This is a genomic window from Pantoea sp. X-Soil-YNGN-775 (genome assembly GCF_059730575.1).
Genome location: NZ_AP035945.1, coordinates 3,672,247 through 3,687,288, shown reverse-complemented (window position 1 = coordinate 3,687,288; position 15,042 = coordinate 3,672,247). Strand labels below are relative to the sequence as shown.

The window sequence follows — 15,042 nt, the reverse complement described above, 5'->3', positions numbered from 1 at the left end:
GCGGATCACTATGGATCGTGCGATTTACACCGCCATGGGCGCGGCGAATGCGGCGCTTAACCGCCAGGCGGTCACGGCAAATAACCTGGCTAACGCCTCAACCACCGGCTTCCGGGCGCAGCTGATGGCGTATCGGGCGGTGCCGGTTGAGGGACCGTCGGTGGCGACCCGCACGCTGGTGGCGGAATCGACTCCGTGGAACGACACCACCATGGGCGCGGTGCATCAGACCGATCGCGACCTGGATGTTGCGCTACCGCAGGATGGCTGGCTGGCCGTTCAGCTGCCGGATGGCAGTGAGGCCTACACCCGCGATGGCAACATTGAGGTGGACAGCGAAGGCGGCTTGCTGGTGCATGGTCTGCCGCTGATGGGTGACGGTGGCCCGCTCAGCGTACCGCCGCAGTCGCAGGTCACCGTTGCGCCCGATGGCACCCTGAGTGCGCTGGGTGCCGGCGATCAGCCAACGGCACTGGCGCAGGTCGGGCAGATCAAGATGGTAAAGGCTGAGGCCGCTGCCCTGAAGATGGGAGATGACGGGCTGTTCCATCTCAGTAACAGCGCAGCCGCGGGCAATACTGCGCCCCTGCCGCTGGACCCGACGCTGCGACTGATGCCGGGCATGCTGGAAAGCAGCAACGTCAGCCCGGTGAAGACCATGGTCGATATGATCGCCACCGCGCGTAGCTTCGATATGCACATGAAGATCATCAGCACCGTTGATGAAAATGAAAAAAGCGCCAATCAGTTGCTAACGCTGGGCTAAACCCGGCGAGGAGAATTCAAACCATGATCCGTTCTTTATGGATTGCTAAAACCGGTCTCGAAGCGCAGCAGACCAATATGGATGTGATATCCAATAACCTGGCTAACGTCAGCACCAACGGATTCAAACGCCAGCGTGCGGTATTTGAAGACCTGATCTACCAGACGCTGCGTCAGCCCGGCGCCCAGTCCTCTGAGCAGACCACCATTCCTTCCGGTCTGCAAATTGGTACCGGCGTTCGTCCGGTGGCGACGGAGCGTATCCACAGCCAGGGCAGCATGACGCAGACCAACAACAGTAAAGATGTGGCGATTCAGGGCGGCGGTTTTTTCCAGATCCAGCTGCCGGATGGCACCATCGGTTATACCCGCGATGGCTCGTTTCAGTTTGACCAGAATGGTCAGCTGGTGACCTCCAGCGGCTATCCGGTTCAGCCCGCCATCACCATCCCGCAGGATGCCGAGTCGCTGACTATCGGCACCGACGGTCTGGTGAGCGTAACCCTGCCGGGACAAACCGCACCGCAGCAGGTGGGGCAGCTAACGCTCACCACCTTCATCAATGAGTCCGGGCTGGAAAGTCTGGGTGAGAACCTCTACCACGAAACCCAGGCGTCCGGCGCACCGAATGAAACCACACCGGGCATGAACGGTGGCGGGACGCTCAGACAGGGCTATGTCGAAACCTCTAACGTCAACGTGGCGGAAGAGCTGGTCAATATGATCCAGACCCAGCGCGCCTATGAAATTAACAGTAAAGCGGTCTCAACATCCGATCAGATGTTGCAGCGGCTGTCGAATTTATAACGCGGGTCGCCGCGGGCTGTTAACGGCACCGCCGCATAAAGAGATGTGGTTATAACATGAATGGTAAGGCTTATTCGGCGATGACGCTCATCGCCCCCCCTCGTATTTTGCGCCGTTCTGGCACCCTTTTTTTTGGCATCGCGTTGGTGTTAGCGCTCAGCGGCTGTGCGTATATCCCGCACGCGCCGCTGGTAGAGGGAAAAACCACCGCCGCTCCGGTTGTTGCGGTGCCGGCGGTAAACAACGGTTCGGTGTTCCAGACCGGCCAGGCGATGAATTATGGCTATCAGCCGATGTTTGAAGATCGCCGGCCGCGTAACGTCGGCGACATCCTGACCATCATCCTGCAGGAAAATGTCAGCGCCAGTAAAAGCTCCTCGGCCAACGCCAGCCGGGATGGCTCTGATTCGCTGGCATTTGATGCGACACCGCGATTTCTGGCTGGCTTATTTGGCAGTGACCGAGCCAACACCAGCATCAGCGCAAACAATGATTTCAGCGGCAAAGGCGGCGCAGCAGCCAAAAATACCTTTAGCGGCACGCTGACGGTGACCGTCAACCAGGTGCTGGAAAATGGCAACCTGCGGGTGGTGGGAGAAAAGCAGATTGCGATCAATCAGGGAACCGAGTTTATCCGTTTCTCCGGCGTCGTGAATCCGCGCACCATCAGTGGCATGAACACCGTTGCCTCAACGCAGGTAGCTGACGCCCGAATTGAATATGTCGGCAACGGCTATATCAACGAAGCGCAGCAAATGGGCTGGTTACAGCGCCTTTTCCTTAACCTTTCTCCGTTTTAACTCACTGATTATGAAAATCACACACCTAAAGCGTTATCTGACTCTGCTCTGCGTAGGTCTGAATATCTTACTCCCGGTTGCGGTGCATGCAGAACGCATCCGCGATTTAACCTCAGTGCAGGGCATACGTAGCAATTCCCTGATGGGATACGGTCTGGTGGTCGGGCTGGATGGCTCCGGCGATCAGACCATGCAGACGCCGTTTACCACCCAAAGCCTGAACAACATGCTCTCTCAGCTGGGCATTACCGTGCCGTCCGGCACCAACATGCAGCTAAAAAACGTGGCCGCGGTGATGGTCACCGCCGAACTGCCGGCTTTTGCCCGGGCAGGCGATAAGATTGATGTGGTGGTCTCTTCCATGGGTAACGCCAAAAGCCTGCGCGGCGGCACGCTGCTGATGACGCCTCTCAAAGGGGTAGATAACCAGATTTATGCCCTGGCCCAGGGGAATCTGCTGGTCAGCGGCGCAGGTGCGCAGGGCGGCGGCAGCCGGGTTCAGGTTAACCAGCTGAACGGCGCGCGCATCAGCAATGGCGCGATGGTCGAACGTGAAGTGCCGACCAGCTTCGCCGGTGACAACGTGCTGCGTCTGCAGCTGAATGAAGATGATTTTTCCGTAGCGCAGCAGATCAGCGATGAAATCAACCGGCGCTACGGCGGCACCACCGCGTCGGCGGAAAATGCCAGAACCGTGCGTCTGAACGCGCCGCAGGACAGTGCGGCGCGGGTCCGTTTTCTGGCTAATATCCAGAATATCCCGATCAGGGTCGATGCGGGTGACGCCCGGATTATCATCAACTCCCGTACCGGTTCGGTGGTGATGAATCGCCATGTGTCGCTGGATGCCTGTGCGGTGGCGCAGGGGGATTTAACCGTCGAAGTGACGCGCAACAACCAGGTCAGCCAGCCCGATACGCCACTGGCAGGCGGTAACACGGTGGTCACGCCTGACACTCAGGTGTCGGTGCGCAACAGCGGCGGATCGCTGCAGCGGCTCAACACCAGCGCCGATCTCAACAGTGTGGTACGCGCGCTAAACAGCCTGGGCGCGACGCCGAACGATTTAATGGCGATTCTTCAGTCGATGAAAAGCGCCGGTTGTCTCCACGCCCGACTGGAAACTGACTGATGAGCGACAGCAGCATTACCAGCGGAGCCGCCTTCGATTTACGCAATCTGGAAGCGCTCAAACTGACGGCAAAGCGTTCACCTCAGCAGGGGCTGAAAGCCGCGGCTCAGCAGATGGAAGGGCTGTTTATCCAGATGATGCTGAAAAGCATGCGTGAGGCGTCCTTCAAAGGCGGGCTGTTCGATAATCAACAGTCGCAGATGTTTACCTCAATGTACGATCAGCAGATTTCTCAGGATATCGCGGCGCAGGGAACGCTGGGCTTTGCCGATCAAATGATGCAGCAGATGGCGGCCAGCGAACCCGAGCCCGCTGCACCGGCGCACGAAACCCTGATTTCAACGCTGATCAACGCCAGCCTGCGTCCACAGCCGATGGCGCAGACGGCAGAGCCCTACACCCACCCGGCGCATCCGCGCGCGCCGGTGGAGGCGCAGCCGGACAACGACAGCTTTATCGCACGCCTGATGGCACCCGCCAGGGAAGTGGCGCGTCACAGCGGGATACCGCATCAGCTGATTATCGCCCAGGCGGCACTGGAGTCAGGCTGGGGAAATCGTGAGATCCCGACCCGACATGGCAAGCCGAGCCATAACCTGTTTGGTATCAAAGCGACGCCTGGCTGGAAAGGGGAAACCACTGAGATCACCACCTCGGAATATATCAACGGCGCACTGCGGAAAGTAAAAGCCTCGTTTAAGGTTTATAAAAATTACGCGGATGCCTTAACAGACTATGCCACTTTCTTAACCGGCAATCCGCGTTATCAGAACGTGATTAATAGCCCGTCAGTTGAAAAAGCGGCGCATGCTTTACAGGAAAGCGGTTATGCAACCGATCCGAATTATGCGAAAAAGTTAATGAACATTATTCATTATGTTCAGGGAAATGTTGCAAAGCGCGCGGGTGGCGTGAAAAAAACGCTGGAGGAAATATTTTAGCGTTTTCATTTTAGTTTTAGCCGGAACTCACGATAAATAAATAACGATATAAAATTTCCAGGCCAGAGTCTGGCCTCGACTCATAAAATATGAGGCTGGTAAAGCGATGAGTTTATTTAATATTGCCCAGGGCGGACTGGATTCAGCCCAATCTGCCCTGATTGTGGTAGGTAACAACTTAAGTAATGCGATGACCGACGGGTACAGCCGACAAAATATCATTCTGGGGGAAGCCGGCGGTCGCAGCACTAATTACGGCTTTTTCGGCTATGGCGTTCAGACAAATGATGTTAAGCGCAGCTACGACAGTTTCCTGAATAATCAGGTTCGCGGTGCTAACGCGCAGTTTGAAGGGTTGAACGGGCGTTACGAGCAGCTGAGCCAGATTGATAACATGTTCGGTGATACCACCAATAATGTCTCCGTCACGCTGGGAAATGTATTTACTGCGCTAGAAGAGATCAACGGTAATGCCGCCAGCCCGGCGGCACGCCAGGAAGTCTATTCACAGTTCAAGGCACTGACGAATCAATACCGCACCAGCAGCGATACGCTGAAAGGGTTAGAAAAAAGCACCAATACTAAAATCAGTCAGGCGGTTGACGATATCAATGCCTGCGCCAGCCAGCTCGCCAACCTGAATAAAGAAATCGCCAAAGTGCATGCCTCCAGCGGCAAACTGCCCTCTGACCTGATGGACCAACGCGATCAGGTATTAGGCCAGCTCAGCGGGCTGACCGGCATTAAAGTGAATGAGAACAGCACCACGGGCCGGGTCGATGTCACGCTAGCGAACGGTTACTCACTGGTGAATGGCGATGATACTTGTCAATTAAAAGCCAAGCCCTCAGCCGCGGACCCGAACACACTGGTGGTGGCGTACACCGATAATACCGGTGCCGACCGGCTGCTGGATGACAATACCATCAGTACCGGTACGCTGGGTGGGTTGCTTAAATTCCGCAATACCGATCTGAAAGACGCCGAAAATCAGCTTAATCAGCTGGCGTTGCAGATGGCAAATACATTCAATCAGGTTAACCAGGCGGGTTACGATCAGAATGGCGACGCCGGTACCGCTATTTTCGCCCTTGACGAGCCGCAGGCGATTGCCAACAGCAATAACAGCGGCAATGCGTCACTGACGGTTTCACGTAGCGACAACAGCGCAGTCCAGGGACAGGATTATACCCTGACCTTCACCGGTCCCTCCGCCAGCGACTGGACGGTAAAAACTGCTGACGGACAAGCGATTACCCCGACGGTCGGCAGCGATGGCTCGCTGAGTTTTGATGGCATCACGGTTACCCCGCAGGGCACACCGCAGGCTGGCGACAGCTTTGAATGTAATCCGCTGGCCGGTGCCGCTGCCTCGCTGACGGTGGCGATTAGCAGTGGTGATCAAATTGCCGCCTCAAGCTCTGCTGATGCAACCGAGGAAAGCAATAATGAAAATATTAAACAGATGGTTGATATCAAAAATCAGCAGCTGATTGGTAAAGCGACCCTGAGCGAGGCCTACGCCAGCCTGGTGAGTTCGGTGGGTTCTTCAATGACATCGGTGAAATCGGCCTGCTCGACCGCTGCCGGCGTACTGGATCAGTGGGGCCAGCAACAGCAGTCGGTTGCTGGGGTAGATATCAACGAAGAGTATATCAACATGCAGATGTATACCCAGTACTACCAGGCTAATTCCCAGGTATTACAAACGGCCACTACGCTGTTCGATACCATACTTAATATTAAATAGATCTTTTCGTGGCCGATTTTCATTAATTAACAGAGGGTATAGGGATGCGTTTTAGTACTCACTATATGTACCAACACAATATTGATAGCATCACTAAATCAATGTCCAGCGGAAATAACGTTAATGCACGCCTTGCTGCCGGGCAGACCCTATTAACACCGTCGGACGACCCTGCTGGCGCGTCTGAGGCGGTGGCATTGCAAAATAGCTTAGCCGGAATGAGCCAGTACGATACGGCCAGAACTCACGCACAGGATGCGTTAGGCCAGGAAGATAACACCCTGAGCAGTATTCAAAGCGTGCTGACCGGTAATCTGACGTCAAAAATTATTGCCGGCGGCGATGGCGCTTATTCCGATCAGGACCGTCAGGCACTGGCGACTGAGTTACAGGGCATTCGCAACAATCTGGCCGATTTGGGCAATACCCGCGACAGCAGCGGGCGCTATATCTTTGCTGGTTATAAAACCGGCAGCGCGCCGTTCGCTGAGGATGGCAGCTACGTGGGCGGCGATACGCAGATAACTCAAAAGATCAGCGATAACCTTGAGATACCGGTAAGCCATACCGGGCAACAGCTTTTCATGAGCGGCAGCAGTGATGATCTGCTGGCCGCTGTCGACAAGGCGATCGCCGCATTAAATAAGCCCTGTGCCAGTGATGCCGATCGTCAGGCGCTGATGGATACGCTGGACAGCGTGAACGTTACCGTCAAAAAAAATGTGGATAACATTGGCAAAATCCAGTCAGAAGTGGGGACTAACCAGCAACACCTCGACACCCTGACCTTCAGCGCCGAGGCGCAAAAAATCAACGTCACGGCGCGACTGCAGCAGGCGATAGGATCAGATTCTGACACCCAGATTGGCCTGATTACCCAGTCTAAAATGTCTGAATTTGCCCTTACCTCGTCAATGACAGTATTTCAGGCCATGCAGAAAATATCGATTTTCAACTTCACATAATAAAAATCTATTACTCATTTTTCGGCTTAATGGCAAAGTGAAAACATCAGTAATTATTCATCGATTCATTAGAATCCTGTAGGGTTATCATGTTAAAAAATATTAAAGTTTCAACAGGGATAAACTCCCTGATGTATGTTTTTATCTTGTTCCTGGCGTTAATTTCGTTCTTTAATATCTCTGGTGCACATCGGTTCGACAGACAGCGGACGGAAGCACTCACTATCTCAAATGCAGATAATGTCATTCAGGATTCCGTCGGCAGGCTCAATATTGCACTGGGTTCAGTTTCGCTTTCATCTATTGCTCAGCATGAGGAGTTTGTTAAAACAGGCACCAGCAATCTCGATGAACAGGCATTAGCAGAAATTAACGAAGACATTAAATTAGCGGACGATAACTACAAGCTATTTATGAGTCAGCCTGTGATATCGCATAGGGAAACGGAAAAAAAGAAAGAGATTAAGAAAGCGTATGACGATTTACATAATTTCACCCTAAGAATTCGCGATACTATTATTGATCCGAAGAAATCCCTGCTTTCTCCGGATGAAGTCGCAGATGAAACGGCCAAATACAATACCGCAATAAGACAAGCGTTGTATGAATACCGCGTCATTCTCAACACGTTAATGGAAGAGCGTAAAGCGCTGGCAGATGCGCAAAACTCAAGAATGCTGAGCTACGCCTGTGTCATCCTGTTAGTGGCGATAGGCATGATGATTTTCATGCGTATCTGGCTGAAAAGAACCGTGTTCACCCGCTTACATCAGACCCGCGAAACCTTTGCGATGCTGGCTTCCGGTGACTTAAGTCAGCCGATTGATATTGGCTCGAAAAATGAAATCGGTGAAATGCTGGCCGAGCTGGAGAAAATGCGCGTCACGCTGACCGCAACCGTGTCGGATATCCGCCATGGTGTCACCAGCATTTACGGCAGTGCAAAAGAAATTGCCAACAGCAACAACGAACTCTCTTCGCGCACCGAGCAGCAGGCCTCGGCGTTACAACAAACCGCGGCCAGCATGGAAGAGTTAAAAATTACCGTGCGTCAGAACGCCGACAATGCCCACAGCGCCAAACAGCTGGTTGAAACGGCCAACAGCAGTGCCCGTAAGGGTGGCGATGTGATGGTTAACCTCGACAGCATCATGCGTGAAATTACCGATAATTCACGGCAGATTGCGGATATCAACGGCGTGATCGACAGCATTGCTAACCAGACCAACATTCTGGCACTGAATGCGGCCGTTGAGGCGGCGCGTGCCGGGGAACAAGGTCGTGGATTTGCCGTGGTGGCCGGTGAAGTTCGTAGCCTGGCGAAGCGCAGTGCGGATGCAGCGAAAGAGATCCGTCAGCTGATCAATATCGCCGTCGCCAACATGAATACCGGTTCGCAGGAAGTGGAACTGGCCGGCACCGCGATGAACGAAGTGGTGAAATCGGTTACCCAGGTTACCGATATCATGTCAGAGATCACCTCGGCGTCAGATGAGCAAAGCACCGGCATCAACCAAATCGCGCAGGCGGTGAATGAGATGGATTCCGTCACCCAACAAAATGCCGGCATGGTGGAGCAGGCTGCCAGCGTTGCGCGCAGTGTCGAAGAGTATGCGCATAATCTGGAGCAGGCGGTGTCGCAGTTTTCACTTCAGGAAAGAAATCAGGCAAGTGAAGAAAAAAGCAGCAAATATGCCGCAACTAACACCATTAAAAAAACCATGGTACTGAGCGAACCGGCGTTCGGAAAAAATAAATCTGAAGGCGACTGGTCTGATTTCTGAGTAAATAACAGCTAAGTCGATAAACAAACAAGGGTATTTCACCGTTGTTTGTTTATCCCTTATATTCATTTCCCCCGGCAGGCGAAATGCGCGTAGTTATACGGGCTTATCAGACTATTTGATTATTGGTCAATCGTTAATAATCGTCTTCTGTTTTGTTGTAGTGGAATAGCTAATTTTGGATGGTATCTATACCTCAGAAGGTGTGATCGATAAAAATGCGCTGTGGTTGAAGTACCGTTTCTGGGTGCGTAAAGAAGCGCTGACGTTAAAGGTGAAATTACCGGTCAGCGTGGAACTGGACGATCTTATTCAGGCCGGGGCCGTTGGGTTATTAAATGCGATTGATAATTATGATCCAAAAAAAGGCATTGCTCTGAGTACCTATATCAGTCAGCGGGTTCGTTGGGCATTAATCGACGAATTACGTGAGCGTGACTGGGTACCTCGGCGGGTTCGCAGTAATTCCCGTCGGCTCTCTACAGCGATCCAGCGGATTGAGCAGGAGAGTGGGCAAACGGCTACAGAGGCGGACGTGGCGCAGGAAATGGGCGTTTCGCTGGCAGAATATCAGTCGATGCTGGCAGAAAATAACAACAGCATGATCTATTCGCTGGATGAGCTGCAGGAAGAGTATGGCGATAACTTTGAACAGCCAGACAGCAATCACGAAGCGTTAAATCCACTCAACGAAGCGCTGTTTACCCGATTAACCGCTCACATCAGCCGGGAAATAAAAAACCTGCCTGACCGGGAGCAAACCTTGCTGAATCTCTATTACCAGCAGGAGCTGAATATGAAAGAGGTGGGCTACGTGCTTGGCATCACCGAAACGCGGGTCAGTCAGTTGCACAGTCAGGCAATTAAACGACTGCGCGCCAGGTTAGATGTCAATAAATCATCGTAGTGCTGCCTGATTAATCGCGCTAATCGCGCCGGGCGACGCAAAAGTCTAATCGAGTGATAAATATGATGAAAACAGGTATGTATAGTTATGATGATCGGCTGCAAAATATTTATGCATTCAATCTTTCTTACCTGCTGCTTGCTCAGCATCTTATCCAGCAGGACGCCTGTACGGCAGCTTTTTTTTTAGGCATTAATGAAGAACTGATTAATTTGTTAAAGAATCTGCCGCTGCCGGAATTATTACGGCTGGCGTCGGTAGACAGATTGATCTGTCAGTTACGCATTGAAAGCGAAGCGGTATTAAATACCATTACCAAAAGCTCGCGTCTTGAAGCGCTGCAGGGGATTCATGCCGGCATTATTTTATCGACCCATTTGCTGCACGGCATGGAGAAAAAAGAGTCTCTCTCAGATTCGATGAACAACGTTGTCAGCCTGGCGAGTGCGGATAAAAAAGCCTTTCCGGTTTAATCCGAACGACGGGTTATTGCAGCGAATGCTGAAGAGACCATGAAATAACGCTGTTCAGCCAGGTAAACCCTTTTGGCTCGCCGGGTCGTTAACGGCTATTTAGGTATCCCCCTTTTATCACCTGGGATCGGTTCCGGCTGGCGAAAGGTTTGTTAATAATGAAGAGGTTATTGTGCTGGTTGTTCTGGGCTATATCGTGGTTTTTGCCGCAGTCATTGGCGGATTTTTACTGTCGGGTGGCGAATTAGGCGCGCTGTTTCAGCCAACTGAACTGTTAATTATTGGTGGCGCAGGCGTCGGTGCCTTTATCGTGGGGAATAATGCGAAAGCGATAAAAGCCACGCTTAAAGCGTTGCCGCAGCTCTTTAAAGGCGCCGGTTATACCAAAGCGGTGTATATCGACCTGCTGACGTTGCTTTATCTGCTGCTGGCCAGCGGTCGCCAGAAAGGAATGATGTCACTGGAGGCGGAGATCGAAGATCCACAAAATAGCGCCATCTTCACCCGTTATCCGCGGTTACTGGCTGATAGCTTCCTGATGAATTTCTTACTCGATTATCTGCGCCTGATCATCAGCGGCAGTACCAATGCGTTTGAAATTGAAGCGCTGATGGATGAAGAGATTGAAACCGCTGAACATGAAGCGGCGGTCCCCGCCGACAGTCTGGGCGCGCTGGGTGACGGCTTTCCGGCGTTTGGTATTGTCGCCGCGGTGATGGGCGTGGTGCATGCGCTGGCGTCCGCCGATCGTCCGGCTGCCGAACTCGGCGAGTTGATCGCCCATGCCATGGTCGGCACCTTTCTCGGTATCCTGCTGGCTTACGGCTTCGTCAGTCCACTGGCGGCGTTGCTGCGTCAGAAAAGTGCGGAAAAAACCAAAGCGCTGTTCTGCATTAAAGCGGTGTTGCTGGCGGCGATTAATGAATCCGCACCGCAAATCGCAGTGGAGTTTGGTCGCAAAACGCTCTACTCCTCGGTGCGCCCGACCTTCTATCAGCTGGAAGAGCACATTCGTGATGTGAAAGCGGCACCTTCAGAGCCAGCGGCGGCAGCGGAAGAGGCTGCATGAATAAGAAAAACAATGCCGTCATCGTGGTCAAACGGAAGCGTAAGTCTGCCCATGGTGGCCATCACGGTGGCTCGTGGAAAATTGCTTATGCCGACTTTATGACGGCAATGATGGCCTTCTTTTTGGTGATGTGGTTACTCTCAACCTCAACACCGCAAACCCGTGAGCAGGTGGCGGAGTATTTTAAAATGCCGTTACGGGTTGCACTGGCGAAGGGCAACAAATCGAGCCTGAGTGACAGCGTGATCCCCGGCGGCGGCGATAACGTGATTAAGCAGGACGGTGAAGAGCTTAAGCAAACGCCGGATAAGCTGGAAAATAAGAAGCAAAAGTCCGATCACAATTTACAGGCGCTGCGTGAAAAGCTGCAGAGCCTGATCGTCCAGGATCCACGGCTGAGTAATTTCCAGTCCAATATACGACTGTCGCTGACTGATAATGGGCTGCTGGTTCAGATCACCGACAGTCAGGACCGGCCGATGTTTAAGGTTGGCAGCCGCGAACCCGAGCCGTATATGCGCGCCATTCTTGAGGCGCTGGCACCGGCGCTGAATGGCTTAACCAATCGCATTACCCTCTCTGGTCACACCGATTCGTTGCGTTATGCCGGTGGTGATGCCGCCTACAGTAACTGGGAGCTGTCGGCCGATCGTGCTAATGCCTCGCGTCGCGCGTTAATTAAAGGTGGCATGTCGGCGGATAAATTCCTGCGCATTGTCGGCATGGCTGATAGCGTCAGTCTCGATAACGGCGGCCAGGATAATCCGCTTAATCGACGGATAACCATACTGGTTCACAGTAAAGAAAAAGAGAAGGAAATTCTCAAAGAGCAGTCGCTTTTAAATAAACTCACTGCAACCCCGGAAACGGAAAAATTAACGTCGGCGTTAAAGATTGTGCCTGCCGATGCGCAAGCCCCTGGGCAGCCGGTTATCTCTCCAGGAAAAATAGAGCAGAGGGAAAACGATGGACATAAGTGATTTTTATCAGACTTTTTTCGATGAGGCTGATGAGTTACTGGCAGATATGGAGAAACATCTGCTGGATCTGGACTTCCTTTCACCCGATAAGGATTTATTAAATGCCATATTTCGGGCCGCTCACTCAATCAAGGGTGGTGCCGGCACGTTTGGCTTTACGGTATTACAAGAAACAACCCATATACTGGAAAATTTACTCGATGAGGCCCGTTGCGGCGAATTACAGCTGACCAGTGAAATTATTAATTTGTTTCTTGAGAGTAAAGATATTATGCAGGAACAACTGAATGCGTATAAATCTTCGCAACAGCCGGATGAAGAAAGCTTCCGCTATATCTGCGAAGCGCTGCGGCAAATTGCGTTAGAGAGCAAAGCTGAGCCGCCGTCTGCTGCCACGGCGTCGCAGCCTGCCGTTGCGGCGGCGCCAGAGCCGGAGAGCGTGCCACCGGTAGCCGCCCAGCAAGCGCAACCGGAGCCGGCAACCGGCGGTTCGGTACTCGCTGTCAGACTGACCGGCATTAATGAGCTGGATAAACAGCCGTTAACCGATGAGCTGGCTAATCTGGGGACCATTATCAACAAGCAGGATGATGGCGGCCAGATTGACATTACCCTCGAAACCACCACCAGTATCGACGACATCATCGCGGTGATGTGCTTTGTGCTGGAACCGCATCAGATAGTGATTACCCCAGCCAGCGCTGCTGAGGCGGTTGAAGCTGAAGCCGCCGCTGTCCCGGTGGCACCCGTGGCGAAGCCGGACGCGTCCGCCGCACCCGCCCCAGCCAGACACAAAGCGCCACCGAAAGCACCCGCCAGTGAAAGCGGCAGCATCCGGGTGGTGGTTGATAAGGTTGACCAGATTATCAATCTGGTGGGTGAACTGATCATTACGCAGGCGATGCTGACGCAGCTCTCGTCGCGGCTCGATGCCTCCCAGCATGATGCGCTGGTGAACAGCATTGCCCAGCTGGAACGCAATGCGCGGGATCTGCAGGAATCGGTGATGTCGATTCGTATGATGCCGATGGAATATGTCTTCAGCCGCTTCCCAAGACTGGTGCATGACCTGGCGACAAAACTGAATAAGAAGGTTGAGCTGATCCTGCGTGGCGGCTCGGCGGAACTGGATAAGGGGCTGATTGAAAAAATTATCGATCCGCTGACCCACCTGGTGCGTAACAGCCTCGATCACGGCATTGAACCGGTCGAAGCCCGAGTGGCCAAAGGAAAGCCGGAAAAAGGCAATCTGATCCTGTCTGCTGAGCATCATGGCGGCAATATTGTGATTGAAGTGATTGACGACGGTGCCGGCCTGAACCGCGAGAAGATCCTCGCCCGGGCGCAGTCGCAAGGCCTGATGGTGGCTGAAAACGCCAGTGATGAAGAGATCTGGATGCTGATTTTCGCACCGGGCTTCTCCACCGCCGAGAAGGTGACGGATGTCTCAGGCCGCGGAGTCGGCATGGACGTGGTGAAACGTAACATTCAGGCGATGGGCGGCCATGTCGAAATCTATTCTGAACAGGATAAAGGCTCGACCATCCGCATTATTCTGCCGCTGACGCTGGCGATTCTTGACGGGATGTCGGTGCGGGTCGGTGACGAAATTTATGTTCTGCCGCTCGGCACGGTGATGGAGTCGCGGCTGCCGTCAGAGAAAGCGCTCTACCGCATGGCCGGTGACGAACTGATGCTTCAGGTCCGCGAAGAGTATCTGCCGCTGGTTGAACTGCGACAGGTGTTTAATCTGCCGGGCCAGGCTGATGAGAGCAATCAGGGCATTGCGGTGATTGTGCAGAGTGCCGGCTGCCGTTACGCCCTGTTAGTGGATCAACTGGTTGGTCAGCATCAGGTGGTGGTCAAGAATCTTGAGCTTAATTACCGCCGGGTTCCTGGCGTGTCGGCGGCGACCATTCTTGGCGACGGCAGCGTGGCACTGATACTGGATGTCGCGGTATTAGCCATGCTGGCGAAGGAAAAGCGACAGGCAACCAAAGCCGGTTAATAGCGTGCTGTTTTAAGGTGAAAAAATGAATTTATCTGGCTCGGAAAATAAAGATGCTGGCGATATTGCTGGCCACGAATATCTGGTCTTCAGGTTAGGCAATGAAGAGTATGGCATTGATATTCTAAAAGTTCAGGAGATCCGCAGTTGTGAACGGATGACCCGTATCGCTAACTCTCCTGACTTTATTGCGGGCGTCACCAACTTGCGTGGTGTCATTGTCCCGATAGTCGACCTGCGGGTTAAATTCCGCCTGAGTTCCGCCGAATTTAATGAACACACCGTGGTGATCGTGCTGAATTTCGGCAGCCGGGTGGTGGGGATTATTGTCGATGGCGTTTCTGACGTGTTGTCATTAATTGCTGAGCAAATTCGTCCGGCACCGGATTTCTCGGTGACGCTGTCGACGGAATATCTCGAAGGGTTAGGATCGATTGATGACCGGATGCTGATTCTGGTTAATATCGAAAAGCTGTTAAACAGTGAAGAGATGGAGCTGGTCGAAAAAAATAGCGCCCTCGCGACCTGCGACTAAACGCCGTTTTTATCTATTGCCAGGCCACAACACGCGTTCAGTGTCGGCCTGGCGTGCTTTTCACGCCATTCGCCTGCCATTCCCCCCGATAAGACCTGCTCTGAACTCAGCCGCCCTCACACTCAG

At 53.1% G+C, this 15,042-nt stretch carries 14 protein-coding genes; all 14 read left to right on the top strand.

Going from position 1 to position 15,042, the window contains the following annotated elements; translation table 11 throughout:
* Window positions 1-10 precede the first annotated feature (10 nt).
* The 14 genes from AC6I8I_RS17225 (at window position 11) to cheW (ending at window position 14,916) form a co-directional block, all read left to right on the top strand.
* A complete protein-coding gene (locus AC6I8I_RS17225; protein WP_497828138.1) occupies window positions 11-766 on the top strand; it encodes a flagellar basal body rod protein FlgF in 756 nt (251 codons plus the stop codon).
* 23 nt (window positions 767-789) lie between these two features.
* A complete protein-coding gene (gene flgG, locus AC6I8I_RS17220; RefSeq protein ID WP_312053246.1) occupies window positions 790-1,572 on the top strand; it encodes a flagellar basal-body rod protein FlgG in 783 nt (260 codons plus the stop codon).
* A gap of 80 nt (window positions 1,573-1,652) precedes the next feature.
* The gene (locus tag AC6I8I_RS17215; RefSeq protein ID WP_312053372.1) at window positions 1,653-2,372 is read left to right on the top strand and encodes a flagellar basal body L-ring protein FlgH; all 720 of its coding nucleotides are present in this window, start codon (window positions 1,653-1,655) and stop codon (window positions 2,370-2,372) included.
* Between the two features lie 10 nt (window positions 2,373-2,382).
* Entirely contained in the window at window positions 2,383-3,504 is a 1,122-nt protein-coding gene (locus tag AC6I8I_RS17210; protein WP_497828137.1) for a flagellar basal body P-ring protein FlgI, read from the top strand.
* The gene (flgJ, locus tag AC6I8I_RS17205) at window positions 3,504-4,445 is read left to right on the top strand and encodes a flagellar assembly peptidoglycan hydrolase FlgJ (protein WP_497828136.1); all 942 of its coding nucleotides are present in this window, start codon (window positions 3,504-3,506) and stop codon (window positions 4,443-4,445) included. The genes AC6I8I_RS17210 and flgJ overlap by 1 nt, the downstream gene beginning before the upstream one ends.
* A 106-nt stretch (window positions 4,446-4,551) precedes the next feature.
* Complete coding sequence (flgK, locus tag AC6I8I_RS17200; RefSeq protein WP_312053242.1) at window positions 4,552-6,195, top strand: flagellar hook-associated protein FlgK; 1,644 nt, start codon at window positions 4,552-4,554, stop codon at window positions 6,193-6,195.
* Between the two features lie 44 nt (window positions 6,196-6,239).
* The gene (gene flgL, locus AC6I8I_RS17195) at window positions 6,240-7,160 is read left to right on the top strand and encodes a flagellar hook-associated protein FlgL (protein WP_312053240.1); all 921 of its coding nucleotides are present in this window, start codon (window positions 6,240-6,242) and stop codon (window positions 7,158-7,160) included.
* Between the two features lie 425 nt (window positions 7,161-7,585).
* The gene (locus AC6I8I_RS17190; protein WP_409455968.1) at window positions 7,586-8,944 is read left to right on the top strand and encodes a methyl-accepting chemotaxis protein; all 1,359 of its coding nucleotides are present in this window, start codon (window positions 7,586-7,588) and stop codon (window positions 8,942-8,944) included.
* 178 nt (window positions 8,945-9,122) lie between these two features.
* Window positions 9,123-9,851, top strand: a complete 729-nt coding sequence (locus AC6I8I_RS17185) for an RNA polymerase sigma factor FliA (protein WP_312053236.1) — start codon at window positions 9,123-9,125, stop codon at window positions 9,849-9,851.
* Window positions 9,852-9,913: 62 nt separating this feature from the next.
* Window positions 9,914-10,324, top strand: a complete 411-nt coding sequence (flhD, locus tag AC6I8I_RS17180) for a flagellar transcriptional regulator FlhD (RefSeq protein ID WP_497820695.1) — start codon at window positions 9,914-9,916, stop codon at window positions 10,322-10,324.
* A 172-nt stretch (window positions 10,325-10,496) separates the two neighbouring features.
* On the top strand, window positions 10,497-11,393 hold the full coding sequence (motA, locus tag AC6I8I_RS17175) for a flagellar motor stator protein MotA (protein ID WP_312053234.1): 897 nt from the start codon (window positions 10,497-10,499) through the stop codon (window positions 11,391-11,393).
* Entirely contained in the window at window positions 11,390-12,373 is a 984-nt protein-coding gene (gene motB / locus AC6I8I_RS17170) for a flagellar motor protein MotB (RefSeq protein WP_312053232.1), read from the top strand. Before motA ends, motB begins: the two co-directional genes overlap by 4 nt.
* The gene (gene cheA / locus AC6I8I_RS17165; protein ID WP_497820518.1) at window positions 12,360-14,381 is read left to right on the top strand and encodes a chemotaxis protein CheA; all 2,022 of its coding nucleotides are present in this window, start codon (window positions 12,360-12,362) and stop codon (window positions 14,379-14,381) included. Before motB ends, cheA begins: the two co-directional genes overlap by 14 nt.
* Window positions 14,382-14,406: 25 nt before the next feature.
* Window positions 14,407-14,916, top strand: a complete 510-nt coding sequence (cheW, locus tag AC6I8I_RS17160) for a chemotaxis protein CheW (RefSeq protein WP_312053228.1) — start codon at window positions 14,407-14,409, stop codon at window positions 14,914-14,916.
* The last annotated feature ends 126 nt before the right edge of the window (window positions 14,917-15,042 follow it).

Coding starts and splice junctions, on each gene's coding strand:
- AC6I8I_RS17225 (WP_497828138.1), top strand. CDS start 11: ATGGATCGTGCGATTTACACCGCCATGGGCGCGGCGAATGCGGCGCTT.
- flgG (WP_312053246.1), top strand. CDS start 790: ATGATCCGTTCTTTATGGATTGCTAAAACCGGTCTCGAAGCGCAGCAG.
- AC6I8I_RS17215 (WP_312053372.1), top strand. CDS start 1,653: ATGACGCTCATCGCCCCCCCTCGTATTTTGCGCCGTTCTGGCACCCTT.
- AC6I8I_RS17210 (WP_497828137.1), top strand. CDS start 2,383: ATGAAAATCACACACCTAAAGCGTTATCTGACTCTGCTCTGCGTAGGT.
- flgJ (WP_497828136.1), top strand. CDS start 3,504: ATGAGCGACAGCAGCATTACCAGCGGAGCCGCCTTCGATTTACGCAAT.
- flgK (WP_312053242.1), top strand. CDS start 4,552: ATGAGTTTATTTAATATTGCCCAGGGCGGACTGGATTCAGCCCAATCT.
- flgL (WP_312053240.1), top strand. CDS start 6,240: ATGCGTTTTAGTACTCACTATATGTACCAACACAATATTGATAGCATC.
- flhD (WP_497820695.1), top strand. CDS start 9,914: ATGATGAAAACAGGTATGTATAGTTATGATGATCGGCTGCAAAATATT.
- motB (WP_312053232.1), top strand. CDS start 11,390: ATGAATAAGAAAAACAATGCCGTCATCGTGGTCAAACGGAAGCGTAAG.
- cheA (WP_497820518.1), top strand. CDS start 12,360: ATGGACATAAGTGATTTTTATCAGACTTTTTTCGATGAGGCTGATGAG.
- cheW (WP_312053228.1), top strand. CDS start 14,407: ATGAATTTATCTGGCTCGGAAAATAAAGATGCTGGCGATATTGCTGGC.